The sequence below is a fragment of the Parabacteroides bouchesdurhonensis genome (genome assembly GCF_900186615.1).
Lineage (GTDB): Bacteria > Bacteroidota > Bacteroidia > Bacteroidales > Tannerellaceae > Parabacteroides > Parabacteroides bouchesdurhonensis.
Window position 1 is genome coordinate 3593119 of record NZ_LT896588.1, and the last position, 16918, is coordinate 3610036.

A 16918-nucleotide genomic window follows, 5' to 3' on the forward strand; every position below is an offset into this window, starting at 1 on the left:
TGTACCGGGTCTATATAATGCTGTCCCATATCTCCTAAACCGCCACCATCATAATCCCAATAACCACGGAATGTTTGATGTACACGGTGGGCATTATAAGGTTTATATGGAGCCGGACCTAACCAAAAATCATAATCCAGTTCTTTTGGCACTGGCTGTGGTTCAAGGTATTCTTTACCTACCCAAAAGAATTTCCAGTCGAAACCGGTATGTTTGCTGATTGTTACCTTCAATGGCCAACCCAACATGCCACTCTGAACTAATTTCTTCAATGGTTTTACCGGAGTTCCCAATCCATAAAATGGATCTTTAAAACGGAACCAAGTGTTTAAACGGAACATACGCCCGTTTTGCTTTACAGCCTCCATTACCCGTTTACCTTCTCCGATAGTACGGGTCATCGGTTTTTCGCACCAAATATCTTTGCCTGCTTTCGCTGCTTCTACCGACATGATGCCATGCCAATGAGGTGGAGTAGCTATATGGACAATATCGACATTCGGGTCTAGAATTAAATCACGAAAATCATGATAAGCTGCAATCTTTTCATTCACTAGTTGTTTACCCAATTCCAAGTGGTTTTTGTCTACATCACAAACGGCAACCAGACGTGTACCTGCATAATTTACATGACCGCGTCCCATACCGCCGGTTCCGATAATTCCTTTTGTTAATTGATCACTCGGAGCAATAAATCCCTTCCCCAACACGTGACGCGGCACAATAGTAAAGGCCGCAACTCCTCCAAGGGTTTTAAGAAAATCTCTTCTATTTGTTCCCATAGTATTGATTATAATGAATTAAATATTGACTATTATTTAAGGACGGACAAATATAACAAATTTATAGAACTAATATATTATACAAACAATTTATTTCATTGTTCGCATTTAATAAATAAATTTACTAATAAAAAACAGATGATTATTATCATTGTGATTTTTCATGCGAACGATTTATAATTTGTACAAATTATTCGGTTAAAATACATTCGAGAGAAATTCCAATTCCTTTCGGAAGAAAATTTAATTTCTCTCGGAAGAAATATTTATTAACATTAGATTACCATTCTAACACTAGAATTTTTTAATCAGGAAAGAAGGGTTTATTCGTAAATAAATACCGGCAGAAAAACTGGTAGACGGTGCATCATCTGTAGGGGAGCTATATTCTCCTCCCGATTTATAACAAAATAATCTTCTATAAATATCCAAATCTATCCCTATAGAAAAACCTTTTCCAAGACTATGAGAATATTCTGCTCCCCAATAAAGCATCTGTGGGTTATTATATGTAACATCCTCTTCTTTTGTGGAAACGCTTCCATAAAAAGGCAAACCGAACATTGATATAAAATTATGACTTTTAATATACGACATCTTAATCCGAAAATCATGAATATCAGCAGAAGCACGGGCATAAAGTGCCGAACCGCTATCAAACGGCCACAAACTACCAGCCTGTTGATAATACCCCAAACCATCTAATTCCAAATTTACATTTTTAAATATCGGATGATTAATATTCCAGACAACGCCAATACCTGCGGCACCGTTCATTAATGTTTGAACCGAATTTGTCATTATGGTATCAATCTCACCACCTCGATGTTGGGCTAAACCTTGTATTGGCATATAAAAATGGAAACGGGATTCCGGAGTATTAAACTTAACACGGGTAGACAATCCAACCGTAAACGCCTCTTGATGTACATCTTCCCGATAAATAAAACTTTCCCAATTTACCCACATATCAAAATCCAGTAAACGGGAATTATACAAAAGCTGAAGTCCTGTTTCCGGATCTGATGTTAGATTTAATTCCGGGCTGTATAATGGTTCTATTAAATTATGATTTGCCTTTCCGTATAATGTGCCTAATACAATATTCACTCTAGAAATTGCCACTTGCGCACGAAAAAGCAAATAGGCATGAACCCCCTTTTGATTTTTCTCTCCTTTCCATGTTGCGATATCTTGATAAGCCATATTCGGATATTTATCAGCTCCCCAATAACGAAGTAAATGTGCCCCTAATTCCAGTTTTATATTCTGAAGAGGAAAGAAGACCAGTTTCGGTTGTAACCATAATCCGGGCAGAGAATATCCCTTCATTACGGATGTAGAATATTCATTATCTTTGAAAAAACTGATATTATCTAATTCAAATAGTAATTCCCCTTTCCTTTCCGGATTTATCCGGTAATCCGATTTATATACCAAATTATTAATACCTGAAGAATCTATCGAAGCAATATTTGTATCCACATCCTCTGCTTGCATTGAGAAACAAAATAAAGAAAAAACGCAAATCAATATCGCTACAAGCTTATCATTAATAGTATCATAAAATGTTTTCATTCGTCTTTTATAAATTTCATGCAAACGTAAGAAAATACATCAATAAATAAAAACGGGGAAATAGAAGTTTTTTATTCTATTTCCCCGTATAAGTTATAAAGATACGATCTTCTTAAAATATCTTATCTAAAATCAACGTCTTGGAGTTGCTTCCTTTACGACCATTTGACGGCCTTCATATTCTGCTCCGTCTAATTCTTTAATCACGTTTTGAGCCTCAGCATCATTTGGGATCTCTGCAAAAGCAAAGCCTTTAGATCTGTTTGTGTCGCGATCGATAATTAACTTAACAGAATCTACTGTTCCATACTCTTCCAGAATCTGTTGTAAATCTGATTCTCTAACCCTGTAATTCAGGTTACCAATGTAAATATTCATACGAAAATGATATAAAATAAATAATTAAAAAATAAACAAGGGATTGTTTGGTGAAAGTCATTTTCTACAAGAATATATAATCATCGCTGAAAATAAATACCGGGAGAGAAAAACTATATAAACTATCTTTTGTTTACGGAAGCAAAGGAAAGCATAATAAATGAATTACCAACTATAAAAACCAATTCTTTTTCAATAAATACATTTTTTATATCTTCGGGACGTTTTTTCAATATCATCAGGGACATTTGAAAAAAACATCCCGATGATTTCAAATCCCCTTCAACAGAGATATTCAGAATTGTCTATAATTTATAGTACTTTTGACCAATTATTATAAACATACTACCTTTTTTATCCACTAAAAAAGTGTAATTTTGCACGATTATTCAATATCATATATGAGAAATATTCTCAATATTGAATAAGAATGGTAAAATTTATTTGAGGAGGTAATAATATAAAACATGGATTATGCAATAATTGCCGCCGGTGAGGGTTCTCGACTGGTGCAAGAAGGTGTTAAATGTCCCAAACCATTGGTTAAACTAAACGGCACCACTCTAATTGATCGCTTAATAGATGTATTTCTCAGGAATGAAGCGTCATCTATAAGTATTATTGTAAATGAGGAAATGACAGAAGTGCAAGAATACCTGAACGCCTTGCAACTGCCTGTACCTTTTTATTTACTTGTAAAATCAACTCCAAGTTCGATGCATAGTTTTTATGAACTAAGCAGATATTTAGATGGGGATAAAGTATGCCTTACAACAGTCGACACAATTTTCAAAGAAGATGAATTCAGCGGATATATTCATACGTTTCAGAAAGAACATCATCTAGATGGGCTTATGGCTGTAACCGATTTTATTGATGATGAAAAACCTCTTTATGTCAAAACAGACAGAAATTTAATGATCCAGAATTTCCTGGACAAAGCAGACAATAATGAGTGTAAATATGTATCCGGTGGTATCTATTGTCTGAAACGCTCAGGTTTATCGGTATTAAATAATGCGATTGACCAAGGCATGTCCCGCATGAGAAATTACCAACGCCAACTAATTGCCGAAGGGTTAAAACTGCAAGCATATCCATTTGGCAAAATTATTGATGTAGATCACGCAGACGATATTTTAAAAGCCGAACAATTTCTTAAATCATAATAGAAGAAAAATATAAAATGAGCGAATTAGTTATAGCAGGTATACGCAGAGGAAACCAATTTTCGCCTAATCATATAGGTAACGATGCCGCCATCTTTTCATTGGTGACAGAACACTTACGCCATTTAGGTTGCCATGTAAACGAGTATATTGAATCAGACTTGATTACACAAAACATTCAGGAGAAATCCATTTTTAATATGGTACGCGACTGGCAATCCATTCACAAATTACAAAAGATGGAAGACGAAGGTTACACTGTCATTAATTCAGGCTATGGTATAGAAAACTGTACGCGCGAAAAAATGACGCGGCTTTTAATGTCTAATCATATTTCACATCCACGTAGTTTGATTCTGCCAACAAACGAAGACCCTACAAATGAATTGGAAAAAGCCGGATTCTATAACTGTTGGATCAAACGTGGTGACTTCCATGCCATCCACCGTGAAGATGTAACCTATGTTCGTAATCCGGAAGAAGCTAAAAGCATTTTAAAAGAATATGCTATCCGAGGTATTCCTAACGTGGTTATTAATGAACATCTGGTAGGCGATCTTATCAAATTTTACGGAGTTACCAATTCCGATTTCTTTTATTGGTTCTATCCTTCAAACTTACATCATAGTAAATTCGGGTTAGAAATAATAAACGGTACGGCCAAAGGAATACCTTTTGACGAAGCATTGCTTCGTCAAACTTGCAGTGACGCTGCAAAAGTATTAAATATTCATATCTATGGAGGAGATTGCATTGTTTCCGAAGACGGAAGTATCCGTCTAATAGATTTCAATGATTGGCCAAGTTTCGCACCTTGCAGGAATGACGCCGCCCCATACATCGCCAAACGTATCCGGGATTTAATTACAAAATAATCTTTTTTTTTGCAATAACACTATTTTGATCATGAGTGAAAAGAAAATATCTCCGGAATTGGAATCGACATTGAAATCAATGGATACAGAGGAGTTTATTGATATATATTTCTACCGCCCTATCGGTTATCGGTGGGCTTTATTTTTCAACAAATTTGATATTTCGCCCAATAGCATCACAATAGCCAGTATATTCATAGGTATTGCTGCAGGCATTTGTTTTTACTATCAGAATTTGACAATCAATGCAATTGGTATGCTATTACTTGTATGGGCCAATTCTTATGATAGCGCCGACGGACAATTAGCTCGCATGACAGGAAAAAAGACACCGCTTGGACGCATATTAGACGGAACAGCAGGAGATTTCTGGTTTATTGCTATCTATGCTGCCATTTGTTTACGTTTAACTCCTACCTGGGGTATCGGGATATGGATACTAGGTGCAGTTACTGGATTTTTCCATAGCAAACAAGCTGCCATGGCCGATTACTATCGTAATATTCATTTATTATTTTTGAAAGGAAAAGCCGGCAGTGAATTGTCTTATTCTCCCATATTAAAAGAAAACTATAAGAAACTAAGCTGGAAACACGACTTTATCTACAAACTATTCGAAACTTTCTACATTAATTATACAGTAGGACAAGAAAGGTTAACTCCTAAATTCCAGCGAATGATGAATATCATCCGGACAAAATACAACGATGAAGCTCCCGAATGGTTTCGTACGGCATTTAGGACAAAAAGCCTTCCGTTAATGAAATATACAAATATGTTATCTTTCAATACACGTGTAATCGCGTTGTTTATCAGTTTCTTCATTGACATGCCCTGGCTTTATTTTGTATTTGAACTAACAGTATTGAACATTATGTTAGTTTATATGATCATAACACATGAGCGTTTTTGCGAAATATTTAGTAAAGAACTAGAATCTTAATCAGAATAATATGTTTGATTTAGAAAAAGTAAAAGGAATTATATTCGATTACGGTGGAACAATAGACAGTAACGGCATGCATTGGGCAGAAGTCATTTGGATGGCTTATGAATCTATCCATATGCCGGTCTCAAAAGAAATATTCCGGGATGCTTATGTATACGGAGAAAGGACAATGGGTAAAAATCCTTTAGTTCAGCCTAATCACACATTCCTTGACATGCTTCGCATAAAAGCTGATTTACAAATTGAATGGCTAAAAACAAACGGATACATATCAGAAAGCCTGGCTACCACTGAAATTAAAAACCAAATAGCTGGATGGTGTTATGCTTATGCGCAAAAGTCAGTAAATGCTGCCCGCTCCATACTTAACGAATTGTATAAACAGTATCCTTTAGTTTTAGTATCTAACTTTTACGGGAACATAGGCACAGTATTAAAAGATTTTCAAATAGATCATCTTTTCGGTTCTATTATAGAATCTGCTGTAGTAGGTGTTCGTAAACCGGATCCTTTGATTTTTAAATTAGGCGTAGAGAAATTAAATGTTCCAACAAAAAATATTGTTGTCATAGGCGATTCATACGACAAAGATATTGTACCGGCAACAAACATTGGTTGTCAAACGATCTGGCTTAAAAGTATCGGCTGGAGTGCTTATAAAGGCAATGAAACGGCAAGTAGTATTATTCTCGATTTTTCCGAATTGAAAAATGTATTCAAATTATAGTTGATAGTAAACATTCAGACTAATATAGACCGAATAAAGACCTTTTTTCCAGAATATAGTGTTTTAACTTTGTTTCCAAAACAAAATTAAAGCACTATGTTTCTCAACAAACTCCACATTATACCACTACTACTTATTTTGTCGTCTTGTGATTTAATAGACTATCATCCTTACGACGGACGTTTAAGCTCCAGTACAAATACAGATATAAACAATAAAAGTATAAAGCGAATTGAAGCCTCTTGCAAAGACAAAGATATAATCCGTTTTATCATGATAGGCGACACTCAAAGAAGCCTGGATGAAACAGAAGATTTTGTTGAATTTGTAAATAAGCGGAATGACGCCGATTTCATTATACACGGTGGTGACATTGCCGATTTCGGCATGAAAAAAGAATATGAATGGACTGACGAAATTTTATCAAAACTCAATATACCTTACGTTGCCATTATAGGGAACCATGATATTATCGGCAATGGAGATTATGTATACAAAAAAATGTATGGTGATGAAAACTTCTCGTTCATTGCCGGGAACACCAAATTCGTATGTCTTAATACGAATGCTATCGAATTTGACTATTCACATCCGGTACCGGATTTTGGTTATATAGAGAAAGAACTGAAAGACGAAAGACAATACAGCCAGACAATTGTAGCCATGCATGCTCCTCCTGGCTCTGAACAATTTGATAATAATGTAAAAACGGTATTTCATATGTATATAAAGGAATTTCCTTCTCTTTTATTCTGCCTGCATGCACACAATCACAATACTTCTGTGAACGACTTATTTGGTGATGGTATTTTATATTACGGGTGCAGTAATATGGCCAAGCGATCCTATTTATACTATACTCTAACTCCAGATGGATATACTTATGAAGTCATTGAATTTTAAAATACTACTTATTTTATTAGTCATATCGAATTCCACATTTGCTCAGGAAGATATTTATAAAAAAAGAGTAGAGCGTTATCAAGCTGTATGGCAAAAACTCATTCCTCGCTATACTAAATTTCAATTTGCCGGTTCAATGGGTATGTTATCTTTAGGAACAGGATGGAATTATGGGAAAGATCATTGGGAAACGGATTTATTATTCGGCTTAGTTCCCCGTAATGCAGACCGTCATGCTATGGCCACCTTTACACTAAAGCAAAATTATTACCCGTGGAGTGTACCGGTAGGTGAACATTTCTCATTAGAGCCGTTTAGTTGTGGAATGTATTTAAATACACTATTAGATAATGATTTCTGGGTAAAAAATCCGGAAAGATACCCTAAAGGATATTATAGTTTCTCTACCAAAGTCCGCATACATGTTTTTGCAGGACAACACATCACATTACATTTAAAACGTCCCCGTAGATATAATAAATCCATATCTTTATTCTACGAATTAAGTTCCTGCGATTTATATATCATAAGTGCCGCCACCAATAAATATTTACGTCCAAAAGACTATTTAAGCCTATCTTTTGGTCTTAAGCTGCAGATTCTATAATAAAAAAGCGGAAAATCTATAAATAAATTTTCCGCTTTCCATAAACTACATAAAACACTTAAAAGAACAAGCTTTCCTTTTAGAATGCAACACCTAAACGAATGCCCCAGTTATTCAAACCATCAATACTATAATTTAGGACATCCCCTTTATTTGTTGCATAATTATAATAGGCGGCAACATGTAAACCAAACTGCTTCTGTGGTGTGAAATAAATATTCATACCAAGTTCGGGCGCAACATAGAACCCCCAGTTACGATCGTAAACCTTCAACACATTCATATAAGAAGACATTTCACTGTAACTTGCTCCCAAGCCGGCACCTAAATAAGGTTGAAACTGACCTTCCGGAGCGAAATTATAACGGAACACAGCACCAAAAGGTAACTGGAATATAGAATGTTGCTGATCGGCAGTAATTACAGAAGTAGAACTTACCGGCAATGTCTGACGGTCAATATACTTATTGTTTGTATGATAAGACAGGAACAAACCTCCGGAAATATTTGGAGTAAAATAGTAACCACCCTCAAAATGTGCTCCCCAGCCACTTGTTTTATCAGAGAAATCCTGACCAAACGGAGAATTTAATTGCCAGTCAATATTAAAATATGCATTTTTTATAACTTGGGCGCCGGCCAGAGACGGAATCGCTAAACAGGCTACAAGTAAAGCGATTAATTTTATTGATTTATTTATCTTTTTCATAGAACTCAAATTTTTATTAATTCGCATTTATTTATTTCTTAATGTACGGAGATTGTACAAATGCCTGTTCGATTGCACGAACACTTAACTGGATATCTAATTTATTAGAACCAGATAACAGTCCGCTCATATAGGCAGTCCACAAGACAGGTAATTTGGATTCCGTCGCACTTGTAGTCGGAGATTTCAAATCCACCATTTCAACAAGCAAAGAACCCACACTATAACTATACACTACAGGATATGGATAATACCAGTCGCCCCAAGTTGGACCCCAATAACCCGGTCTCCAATATCCGGGATAATTCCACCACCAGTAAGGATAGTTATAACTATCATTATAGTCTGCGAAATAATGTGTATTCTCGACATAAGAAACTTGCAAACCAAGATCAGCACTTTCTTTATCCATTGTACGCTGATAACCACGACCTTGCATTCCACTTATAAGAGTCGTGATAATATCGTCTGCTTCATTGGCTGTCCAATATTGCGGTTTTTCATTGTTGCCAATTACCAATACGCTATCTGGAACATAAAATGTACTAAATGACTCAAAGTTTGCATCCTTGTCGTGATTCGTAAACACTAGAAAATCGTTGTCTAGTTTTGACATATCCGGGTCTTTCTGACAAGATGCCAACAAAAGAACCAACAGAAATAAAGGAAAAATCTTTTTCATTTCATTCAACGTTTAAAACAGTTTATACTATTATTTGTGCTTATATATAAGTCACTATAGAAACAAGAAGAAATAAAAAAAGGTTGTGAAGGTTTCCTTACACACAGTGTTAATTAACTTGCCTGAATATTTAGCAACGTACTTAAACCTATGTTAAACAGCGAAGAATATACTATAGATCAGAAGTCTATTTAATTTATCTACGTAAAATACAAACCACCGGTTTATGGTCACTCCAAGGTAAATCCGGAGAATTATACCATAATCCTTTAAAGTTTTTAGAATATAAAATATAATCAATTCTAAATATGCGTTTCAATTCACGAAAAGTATAACCAAATCCGGTGCCACAATCACGAAAACCGTCCGTTAGATCACCTTTTATATGATGATAAACATAAGAAGCCGGAGTATCATTAAAGTCGCCACAAACAATAATATCACCCGACGCACTATCCATCAACTGACGTAAAAAGTCGGCTTGCGTAGCACGAATTGCAAAATTCCTTTTCATCTGGAAAGCCATTTGAAAGGCGGCTTCCGTACTTTCCTGTGAATTCCGCTCTTCCCTTGCCTGGTATAAACGAGGTTTTACCGCATTCACACTGGTTGTCTGTAAATGATTGGTAAATAGATGAACCGTATCTCCATTTATATCCAATGTCGCCATCATTGATTTATTTGCCGACTCCGGATAATAAATGGGTTCATAATTCAATATTGGGAAACGACTGAAAACAACAAGTTTTCCGTTAGAGCTCGCATTCTGTGTAGAACAGAAATAAGGCATAAAAGAAAATGTTTTAGCTAAGGAATCATCCGGGATAAAAAAATCACCCGGACACTCTTGAAAGCAAACAATATCCGGTCTTTCTCCATTTATCCATGAAACAATCTCCTGAAATGTATTTATGCCATACGAATGAAAATTATTCACATTATAAGTAATAACTTTTATTGTTTGATCATCCGGTTCTTCAATTTCTTTTTTCCAACGAAACTGGAACATTGAAAATATAAAACCGATATTCAGCAATACGGCAGCAACAGAAAGCCATCCCCAATTACTCTTAACAAGCCACCATATTATACCAATAAGAACATTGGCACCCAAAACAGGTAATAGAATTAGCCCGGGAAAAGCAATCCATTCTCGAACATCCGGATGAATATGTCCCGATGCAAAACCGGCAACAGCCAGCAATGCCGATAATACGGTTATTATTATAAGTAATATATGTAAGAACTTCTTCATCTTATCTAATTTCATCTTCCGGTCACAAACAAATAACCTCCGTTCAGTTCTGCTGGAAACGGAGGCTATTTCATAATGCTTTATGCGAACATGTTATTGTAAAGTACCTTGTTTTGCTTCCCGGATCATTTTCTCATTAGGCAAAATCACAATCTCAACACGGCGATTCAAAGCACGTCCTTCCGCAGTGTCATTGGATGCAACCGGATCATGTACGCCTCTACCTTCATAATACATACGATCACTACTAATTCCTTGCAACATCAGATAATCATACACGCTTTTAGCCCGTTTCTCCGACAAAAGCTGGTTGTAATCTATCTTTCCCGTATTATCAGTATAGCCGACAATCTTAATATCGGTATCCGGATTCGCTTTCAGGCTGTTTGCAAAATTCCGTAATGCGCTTTTTGAAGCATCACTCAATGTACTTGAATTAGTAGCAAATAAAATACCCGAATCAAATGTCACTTTCAGAGCTTCGCCATTATTGATGGTTTCAACAGTTGTATTTTCAGGTAAAGTTGCTTCCAACTCTTTCTTTTGCTTATCCATCTTTTTCCCAATTAATGCACCAGCCGTACCACCTACTGCCGCACCAATAATTGCTCCTAACGCTGTATTTCCGGCTAATGCACCAACACCGGCACCTACCGCGGTTCCACCACCAACACCGATAGCAGTACCTTTTGCTGTATTATTCCATGTACTGCAACCAGAAAACACGACTGCCATACTCAGCAGCAAAACAGATAATAATTTAATGCTTCTCATCTTTTTTATTCTTTTACTAAACTATCTTCTGTATATACAACAGTTTATTAATCGAACATGTTGATCGAATCACAGTATTCTAATTCTCCCTGTACAATAAAGACAATGTCTTCAGGCTGGAATTTGCCTACGCCATCTTTCTGTGCATTCTTCGTCACATATTCTGTCAATTCGTCTTCGTCAATATCTATTTCTTTATTATCGTCGGCATTATCATCCAAAAAGCCTTTGTTTTCATAGAATTCATAGATCAGGTCTACAATATAGTTAATATCGTCATCACTGAATTTTCCTTTCAGTTCTTGCGGAAGATAATTCTGGATAAATTTCACAGATTCGTCTTCATCATAAATAAAATCGTTTTTCTCGCTCATAACTATTTTTATTTATTAGTTAATAGATACTGCAAAGATATTGGAATAATCGAGACAACAGCCTTACCCTATACATTTTTTATCGCCACAGGTTCATTCTTTCCGCAGGCAATTGTCACAACACCCACGCCGTGTTCCTTCCATCCCGAAGTATTTGGATATGGTTCGAAATCGAGATAACCGGATTAAAGATAATTGTTTTCCACTAAAAATAAAGAGTGGTTCAGTGGCAACAATGAGGTCTAGAAGACTTTTTTTGTTACCCCAAATGTAAATCCTGCACAGTATTGTCTTTCCAAAAAACAGTAAAATTATAATTTACACCACTATTCCTGTAAAACACAATCTCCCAACTACCGCTGTATAATACAGCCGGTACTATCGTATAGGGATAAAATTTATCCTGCCAGGAGGCATATATTTTTTCTTTATGTTTCTGCTGGCTTTTACAGGACAGCATGCTATCTAATTGCTCAACCATAGGTACCCAGTTCTGCAATAACACCTGTAATTCCAATAATTGCTTAGAGAACGGAGCAGAAATGTCTCCTTCTATCAAAACAAGGGTTTCCACCGAGTAAAAGGGCAATTGCACTGTACCACTCCAAAGATAGCATTTATCCTGCCACCAATCACAAACCTTACAGGTAAAAAGGCCCAAACCTTCCGCTTTATACTCCCTCTTAATTCCAAACAACTCGTTTATCAGTGTCTTGAATGCTTTCAGTACTTTTCCCATTACTTTCTTTTTTAGTCTACACTAACAATGTTATTATGCAATGCGTTATGTCGTATCTTATAATCTAATTCGTTCAATACTCCATCCAATCTTTTTCTATAGACCAAAGTGGTATATCCTTTCTTAAATGAATCACGCAATACAGCAGAACCGTTTACACGTATATATTCGACATTCGTGAAACAGTCAATGTCTCCTATGATAATGATACAGTTTTTTAATTTATCTTTATCAGAATATGGTTTGATATCTGTTTCATGCCCATTTTTATAATACCAGATTCCCTGTATGGCATCTATCGGTAACTCTTCCTGCTCAAAATGAGTTTTACTTATAATGCCTTCATCCGAAAATATAACATCGGTAAACGCCAGTTTATAATACTTGTAAGTAAACCATATCACACTTACGACCGATACCAGCAAAATAAGCACGGAGATAACATTAAGTGCACTGGCAAATAGAAGTACCAAAAAGATAATCAATAAGACTATAGTCAAAATGGCTATAATGATTTCGAGAACTTTACCTCCTGCCATGTGGCTGAATTTTTGTGTGCGCATATTGTTTTATTTTAAGTTTTTATTCTTCGTAATAAGTAAAGACACGCTCAACATAAGGTTTCAGTATACGACCGAGCCCTGTACCTAAATCAACATAATCGTTGAAGTTCTTTGTTTCAATCCAGTTGCCATGCGTATCATAGTCATAGTCCTGAAAGCCTTTGTAGAGTATTTCAAATCCAGGCCGCTCATCAATCGGCCGACCCTGTTCGTCATATTTTTCCTCCAAGAAACCATTGCGGACAACAGCTTTCAGTTTACCATTTGGATAGTATTCACGTTTGCACCAAGACTCCAACTCTTTATTGCCTTCACCGTCAACCCTATATTCTTCCACAACACGGTTACTGTCGCTGTATTCATAGATGAAATGCGTTTCCGGCATATCACGACTCAACAAATCATATACTTGAGTCTGAACCAACAAATCATTCGCATCGTACTCATAGACTGTCTTGCCCGATAACTCTCCTATATTATAAAACTCCCTTTTCTCGACCAATAAATCGTGTTCGTTATAATCATATTCGATCATTGCCGGTTTGTGAATCGTTCCGTCGATCTGTTTCGTCCGGATAAGATTTCCTCTGTCGTTATAAGTATTTATCTCTCCATAAAGATTATCATACACAACTTCCAGCAACTTCCCGTCAGTATTATATTTGCGGACAATCGTACCGTTAGTTCCCGGATAGCTGAGTGTACGTGTATATCCCCAAGCCTCATAGGTATAATCAATCTTTTGAATAGCATTTTCTTGCTTGTCGTATTCGTTATATTGAACAAGATTGCCGTCGATATTGAAGTGTAAATGGCAGTGGTGTATTCCGTCCTCTTCCCATTTATCGCCCTTTTTGAATTTCACGGAGAAGACAGATGATGCATTTTCCGGACGATAATAATAAATATCCAGCGTTTTGACTTTCCCATTCAACCCCATCCTGTTTTTATCATTGTTGACCGAATCTACTACTTGGGGAATATATTTAGGAGGCGACTGCTGACATCCAGTAAACATCGACACGATTAAACTCCCTAAAATCACAAGTACAACTATTTTATCCTTCACGTTTTCTTTGTATTCGTTTAGCGATGAACTTCAAGGTGCAAAAGTATAAAAAGGTTATTACCTGCCCAAAAAGAGACAGTTTTTGTTTTACAATAACTTTTTTAGTTCCTCTGGCTTTTTATCATAAAAAAAGCCCTGCCCCAATTAAGGAGCAGAGCCTCTTGCATATATCAATCAAACTAATACCTGATCAGTTTTTAAATACCAAAGCATCTCCTTCACGATCAATCGTAATCGGATGGTCTTTATTTACTTTTTGTCCCAATATCTCTTTAGAAAGCTCATTGAGCACATATTTCTGGATAACACGTTTTACAGGACGAGCTCCAAACTGCGGATCATATCCTTTTTCAGAAATAAACGCCAAAGCAGCATCGGTAAAGTCCAAAGCAATACCGTTTTGAGCCAACATCTTCTTCACTCCTTCAAGCTGTAAGGTTACAATCTGGCGGATCTCTTCTTCATTCAACGGAGTAAACATGATAATCTCGTCAATACGGTTCAAGAATTCCGGACGAATTGTCTTTTTCAGCAATTCCAATACCTGTATCTTGGTTTCATCCACTACCTTTTCATGGTTCTCCGGTGTTATCTTCTCGAAGTTTTCACGGATCAGGGAAGAACCCATATTACTGGTCATAATGATAATCGTATTCTTGAAGTTAACAACACGACCTTTATTATCAGTAAGACGGCCATCGTCCAATACCTGCAAAAGGATATTGAATACATCCGGATGAGCCTTTTCTATTTCATCAAACAAAACCACAGAATACGGTTTACGACGAATAGCTTCCGTTAACTGCCCGCCTTCTTCATATCCGACATATCCCGGAGGTGCACCGATCAGACGGGTAGCACTGAATTTCTCCTGATACTCACTCATATCGATACGGGTCATCATATTCTCATCATCAAACAAATAATCAGCCAACGCTTTAGCTAACTCAGTTTTACCTACACCTGTTGTACCTAAAAAGATAAAAGAGCCAATAGGTCGTTTCGGATCTTGTAATCCGGCACGACTACGACGCACGGCATCCGCGATAGCAGTAATTGCTTCTTCCTGCCCTACTACACGGGTATGAAGTTCAGATTCCAGACGGAGCAACTTTTCCTTTTCACTCTGCATCATTTTACTCACAGGAATACCTGTCCAACGGGAAACGACATCTGCAATATCTTCGCTATCAACCTCTTCTTTAATCATAGCGGCAGCGCCTTGCATGGTCTTCAATTTGGCCTGCACATCCTTAATCTCTTCCTCTTTCTGTTTGATCTTGCCATAACGTATTTCAGCAACTTTACCATAATCGCCTTCACGCTCGGCTTTATCAGCTTCAAACTTCAAGTTTTCAATATCAATCTTATTCTGCTGAATCTTATTGATTTGTTCCTTCTCGCTTTGCCATTGAGCCTTCTGTTTCGTCTCCTCTTCTTTCAAATCAGCTATTTCTTTATTAAGCTGCTCCAACTTCACTTTATCATTTTCACGCTTAATGGCTTCGCGTTCAATCTCCAACTGCTTGATACGGCGGGAAACTTCATCCAGCGACTCCGGTACGGAATCTATCTGCAAACGCAAACGGGCGGCAGCTTCATCCATCAGATCGATAGCCTTGTCCGGCAAGAAACGGTCTGTTATATAACGTGATGAAAGTTGAACGGCCGCAATAATAGCATCATCTTTAATACGAACCTTGTGATGATTCTCATATTTCTCTTTCAAACCACGAAGGATGGAAATAGCGTCCAGTTCATTTGGCTCTTCTACCATAACAATTTGGAAACGACGTTCCAAAGCTTTATCTTTTTCAAAATATTTCTGGTACTCATCCAATGTAGTAGCACCTATCGAACGTAATTCACCTCTTGCCAAAGCCGGTTTTAAAATATTAGCGGCATCCATAGCCCCTTCGCCTTTACCAGCTCCTACCAATGTATGAATTTCATCAATGAACAAGATAATCTCCCCATCAGACTTTGTTACTTCGTTTACTACGGCTTTCAAACGCTCTTCAAATTCACCCTTATATTTAGCGCCTGCCACCAAAGCTCCCATATCCAACGAGAATATCTGCTTTGATTTCAAGTTCTCAGGAACATCTCCACGAACAATACGATGAGCCAGCCCTTCGGCTATAGCCGTTTTACCAACCCCCGGTTCACCAATAAGAATCGGATTATTCTTTGTACGACGGCTCAATATTTGTAGGACACGACGTATTTCATCATCACGCCCGATTACCGGATCGAGTTTGCCGCTACGTGCCCGTTCGTTCAGGTTAATCGCATATTTTCCCAAAGCGTCATACGTCTCTTCGGCAGACTGACTGGTTACCTTATTTCCTTTACGTAATTCTTCTATCGCTTTACGCAACTCACTTTCAGTAACGCCTGAATCTTTCAATATCTGAGATGCAGTACTCTTTTCTGTAAACAATGCCAGGATGATAGGCTCCAAAGAAACATATTGATCTCCCATTTTTGAAGAATAATCAATTGCCTTCTGCAAAACGGCATTTGCCTCAGTGGACAAATAAGGTTCACCACCGGAAACCTTCGGCAATGAGTCTATCTGGCTATCCAATACACGATTCAGATTCTGGATATTTACACCCAATTTCTGAAAGATGAAATTGGTTACGCTTTCACCCGTCATAATGACACCTTTCAACAAATGAACAGCTTCTATAGCTTGTTGACCATGTTGGGTAACAAGTTGTACGGCTTGTTGAACGGCCTCTTGTGATTTAATTGTAAAATTGTTTAAGTTCATATAGTT

General features: G+C 36.9%; 18 protein-coding genes. 6 read left to right on the forward strand and 12 right to left on the reverse strand.

The features are described 5' to 3' along the window. The 3 genes from C1721_RS15475 to C1721_RS15485 form a co-directional block, all read right to left on the reverse strand. The coding region (locus C1721_RS15475; RefSeq protein WP_159063605.1) for a Gfo/Idh/MocA family oxidoreductase at positions 1-782 on the reverse strand (782 nt) is incomplete at its 3' end. Between the two features lie 294 nt (positions 783-1076). Then, positions 1077-2282, reverse strand: coding sequence for an LpxZ family protein (lpxZ, locus tag C1721_RS15480; RefSeq protein ID WP_102409576.1), 1206 nt, complete (start codon positions 2280-2282; stop codon positions 1077-1079). 210 nt (positions 2283-2492) lie between these two features. Further along, the gene (locus C1721_RS15485; protein ID WP_102409077.1) at positions 2493-2738 is read right to left on the reverse strand and encodes an RNA recognition motif domain-containing protein; all 246 of its coding nucleotides are present in this window, start codon (positions 2736-2738) and stop codon (positions 2493-2495) included. 467 nt (positions 2739-3205) lie between these two features. Between C1721_RS15485 and C1721_RS15490 the strand changes: the two genes are divergently transcribed. The 6 genes from C1721_RS15490 to C1721_RS15515 all read left to right on the forward strand — a co-directional run bounded on the left by C1721_RS15490 (position 3206) and on the right by C1721_RS15515 (position 7968). Continuing rightward, the gene (locus C1721_RS15490; protein ID WP_102409078.1) at positions 3206-3907 is read left to right on the forward strand and encodes a nucleotidyltransferase family protein; all 702 of its coding nucleotides are present in this window, start codon (positions 3206-3208) and stop codon (positions 3905-3907) included. Positions 3908-3924: 17 nt separating this feature from the next. Next, on the forward strand, positions 3925-4782 hold the full coding sequence (locus tag C1721_RS15495; protein ID WP_102409079.1) for an ATP-grasp domain-containing protein: 858 nt from the start codon (positions 3925-3927) through the stop codon (positions 4780-4782). A 31-nt stretch (positions 4783-4813) separates the two neighbouring features. Further along, complete coding sequence (locus C1721_RS15500; protein ID WP_102409080.1) at positions 4814-5725, forward strand: CDP-alcohol phosphatidyltransferase family protein; 912 nt, start codon at positions 4814-4816, stop codon at positions 5723-5725. Positions 5726-5735: 10 nt separating this feature from the next. Further along, entirely contained in the window at positions 5736-6458 is a 723-nt protein-coding gene (locus tag C1721_RS15505) for an HAD family hydrolase (RefSeq protein ID WP_102409081.1), read from the forward strand. 96 nt (positions 6459-6554) lie between these two features. Then, positions 6555-7361, forward strand: coding sequence for a metallophosphoesterase family protein (locus C1721_RS15510; RefSeq protein ID WP_102409082.1), 807 nt, complete (start codon positions 6555-6557; stop codon positions 7359-7361). Then, positions 7342-7968 (forward strand): hypothetical protein, encoded by a 627-nt coding sequence (locus C1721_RS15515; protein WP_102409578.1) that lies wholly within the window; start codon positions 7342-7344, stop codon positions 7966-7968. Before C1721_RS15510 ends, C1721_RS15515 begins: the two co-directional genes overlap by 20 nt. A gap of 79 nt (positions 7969-8047) precedes the next feature. Here C1721_RS15515 and C1721_RS15520 read toward each other — a convergent pair whose 3' ends face one another. From C1721_RS15520 to clpB, 9 genes are all read right to left on the reverse strand, one after another. Next, positions 8048-8677, reverse strand: coding sequence for an outer membrane beta-barrel protein (locus C1721_RS15520; RefSeq protein ID WP_102409580.1), 630 nt, complete (start codon positions 8675-8677; stop codon positions 8048-8050). Between the two features lie 31 nt (positions 8678-8708). After that, the gene (locus C1721_RS15525) at positions 8709-9359 is read right to left on the reverse strand and encodes a DUF4136 domain-containing protein (protein WP_102409083.1); all 651 of its coding nucleotides are present in this window, start codon (positions 9357-9359) and stop codon (positions 8709-8711) included. A 196-nt stretch (positions 9360-9555) separates the two neighbouring features. Next, entirely contained in the window at positions 9556-10614 is a 1059-nt protein-coding gene (locus C1721_RS15530) for an endonuclease/exonuclease/phosphatase family protein (protein ID WP_102409582.1), read from the reverse strand. A 93-nt stretch (positions 10615-10707) separates the two neighbouring features. After that, on the reverse strand, positions 10708-11388 hold the full coding sequence (locus C1721_RS15535) for a YiaD family glycine zipper/OmpA-like lipoprotein (RefSeq protein ID WP_102409084.1): 681 nt from the start codon (positions 11386-11388) through the stop codon (positions 10708-10710). Between the two features lie 47 nt (positions 11389-11435). Further along, positions 11436-11762, reverse strand: a complete 327-nt coding sequence (locus C1721_RS15540) for a hypothetical protein (RefSeq protein ID WP_102409085.1) — start codon at positions 11760-11762, stop codon at positions 11436-11438. A 259-nt stretch (positions 11763-12021) separates the two neighbouring features. Then, a complete protein-coding gene (locus C1721_RS15545) occupies positions 12022-12501 on the reverse strand; it encodes a hypothetical protein (RefSeq protein ID WP_102409086.1) in 480 nt (159 codons plus the stop codon). 11 nt (positions 12502-12512) lie between these two features. Then, entirely contained in the window at positions 12513-13064 is a 552-nt protein-coding gene (locus C1721_RS15550) for a hypothetical protein (RefSeq protein ID WP_102409087.1), read from the reverse strand. 19 nt (positions 13065-13083) lie between these two features. Beyond that, positions 13084-14109 carry a hypothetical protein gene (locus C1721_RS15555; RefSeq protein ID WP_234347532.1) on the reverse strand — a complete coding sequence of 342 codons (1026 nt, stop codon included), beginning with the start codon at positions 14107-14109 and terminating at the stop codon, positions 13084-13086. Between the two features lie 214 nt (positions 14110-14323). After that, complete coding sequence (gene clpB / locus C1721_RS15560) at positions 14324-16912, reverse strand: ATP-dependent chaperone ClpB (protein WP_102409089.1); 2589 nt, start codon at positions 16910-16912, stop codon at positions 14324-14326. Positions 16913-16918 lie beyond the last annotated feature (6 nt).

Bases quoted from the DNA above. Each gene is read 5' to 3' on its own strand.
- lpxZ (WP_102409576.1), bottom strand. From the start codon at position 2,282: ATGCAAGCAGAGGATGTGGATACAAATATTGCTTCGATAGATTCTTCA.
- C1721_RS15485 (WP_102409077.1), bottom strand. From the start codon at position 2,738: ATGAATATTTACATTGGTAACCTGAATTACAGGGTTAGAGAATCAGAT.
- C1721_RS15490 (WP_102409078.1), top strand. From the start codon at position 3,206: ATGGATTATGCAATAATTGCCGCCGGTGAGGGTTCTCGACTGGTGCAA.
- C1721_RS15495 (WP_102409079.1), top strand. From the start codon at position 3,925: ATGAGCGAATTAGTTATAGCAGGTATACGCAGAGGAAACCAATTTTCG.
- C1721_RS15500 (WP_102409080.1), top strand. From the start codon at position 4,814: ATGAGTGAAAAGAAAATATCTCCGGAATTGGAATCGACATTGAAATCA.
- C1721_RS15505 (WP_102409081.1), top strand. From the start codon at position 5,736: ATGTTTGATTTAGAAAAAGTAAAAGGAATTATATTCGATTACGGTGGA.
- C1721_RS15510 (WP_102409082.1), top strand. From the start codon at position 6,555: ATGTTTCTCAACAAACTCCACATTATACCACTACTACTTATTTTGTCG.
- C1721_RS15515 (WP_102409578.1), top strand. From the start codon at position 7,342: ATGAAGTCATTGAATTTTAAAATACTACTTATTTTATTAGTCATATCG.
- C1721_RS15520 (WP_102409580.1), bottom strand. From the start codon at position 8,677: ATGAAAAAGATAAATAAATCAATAAAATTAATCGCTTTACTTGTAGCC.
- C1721_RS15525 (WP_102409083.1), bottom strand. From the start codon at position 9,359: ATGAAAAAGATTTTTCCTTTATTTCTGTTGGTTCTTTTGTTGGCATCT.
- C1721_RS15530 (WP_102409582.1), bottom strand. From the start codon at position 10,614: ATGAAGAAGTTCTTACATATATTACTTATAATAATAACCGTATTATCG.
- C1721_RS15535 (WP_102409084.1), bottom strand. From the start codon at position 11,388: ATGAGAAGCATTAAATTATTATCTGTTTTGCTGCTGAGTATGGCAGTC.
- C1721_RS15540 (WP_102409085.1), bottom strand. From the start codon at position 11,762: ATGAGCGAGAAAAACGATTTTATTTATGATGAAGACGAATCTGTGAAA.
- C1721_RS15545 (WP_102409086.1), bottom strand. From the start codon at position 12,501: ATGGGAAAAGTACTGAAAGCATTCAAGACACTGATAAACGAGTTGTTT.
- C1721_RS15550 (WP_102409087.1), bottom strand. From the start codon at position 13,064: ATGCGCACACAAAAATTCAGCCACATGGCAGGAGGTAAAGTTCTCGAA.
- clpB (WP_102409089.1), bottom strand. From the start codon at position 16,912: ATGAACTTAAACAATTTTACAATTAAATCACAAGAGGCCGTTCAACAA.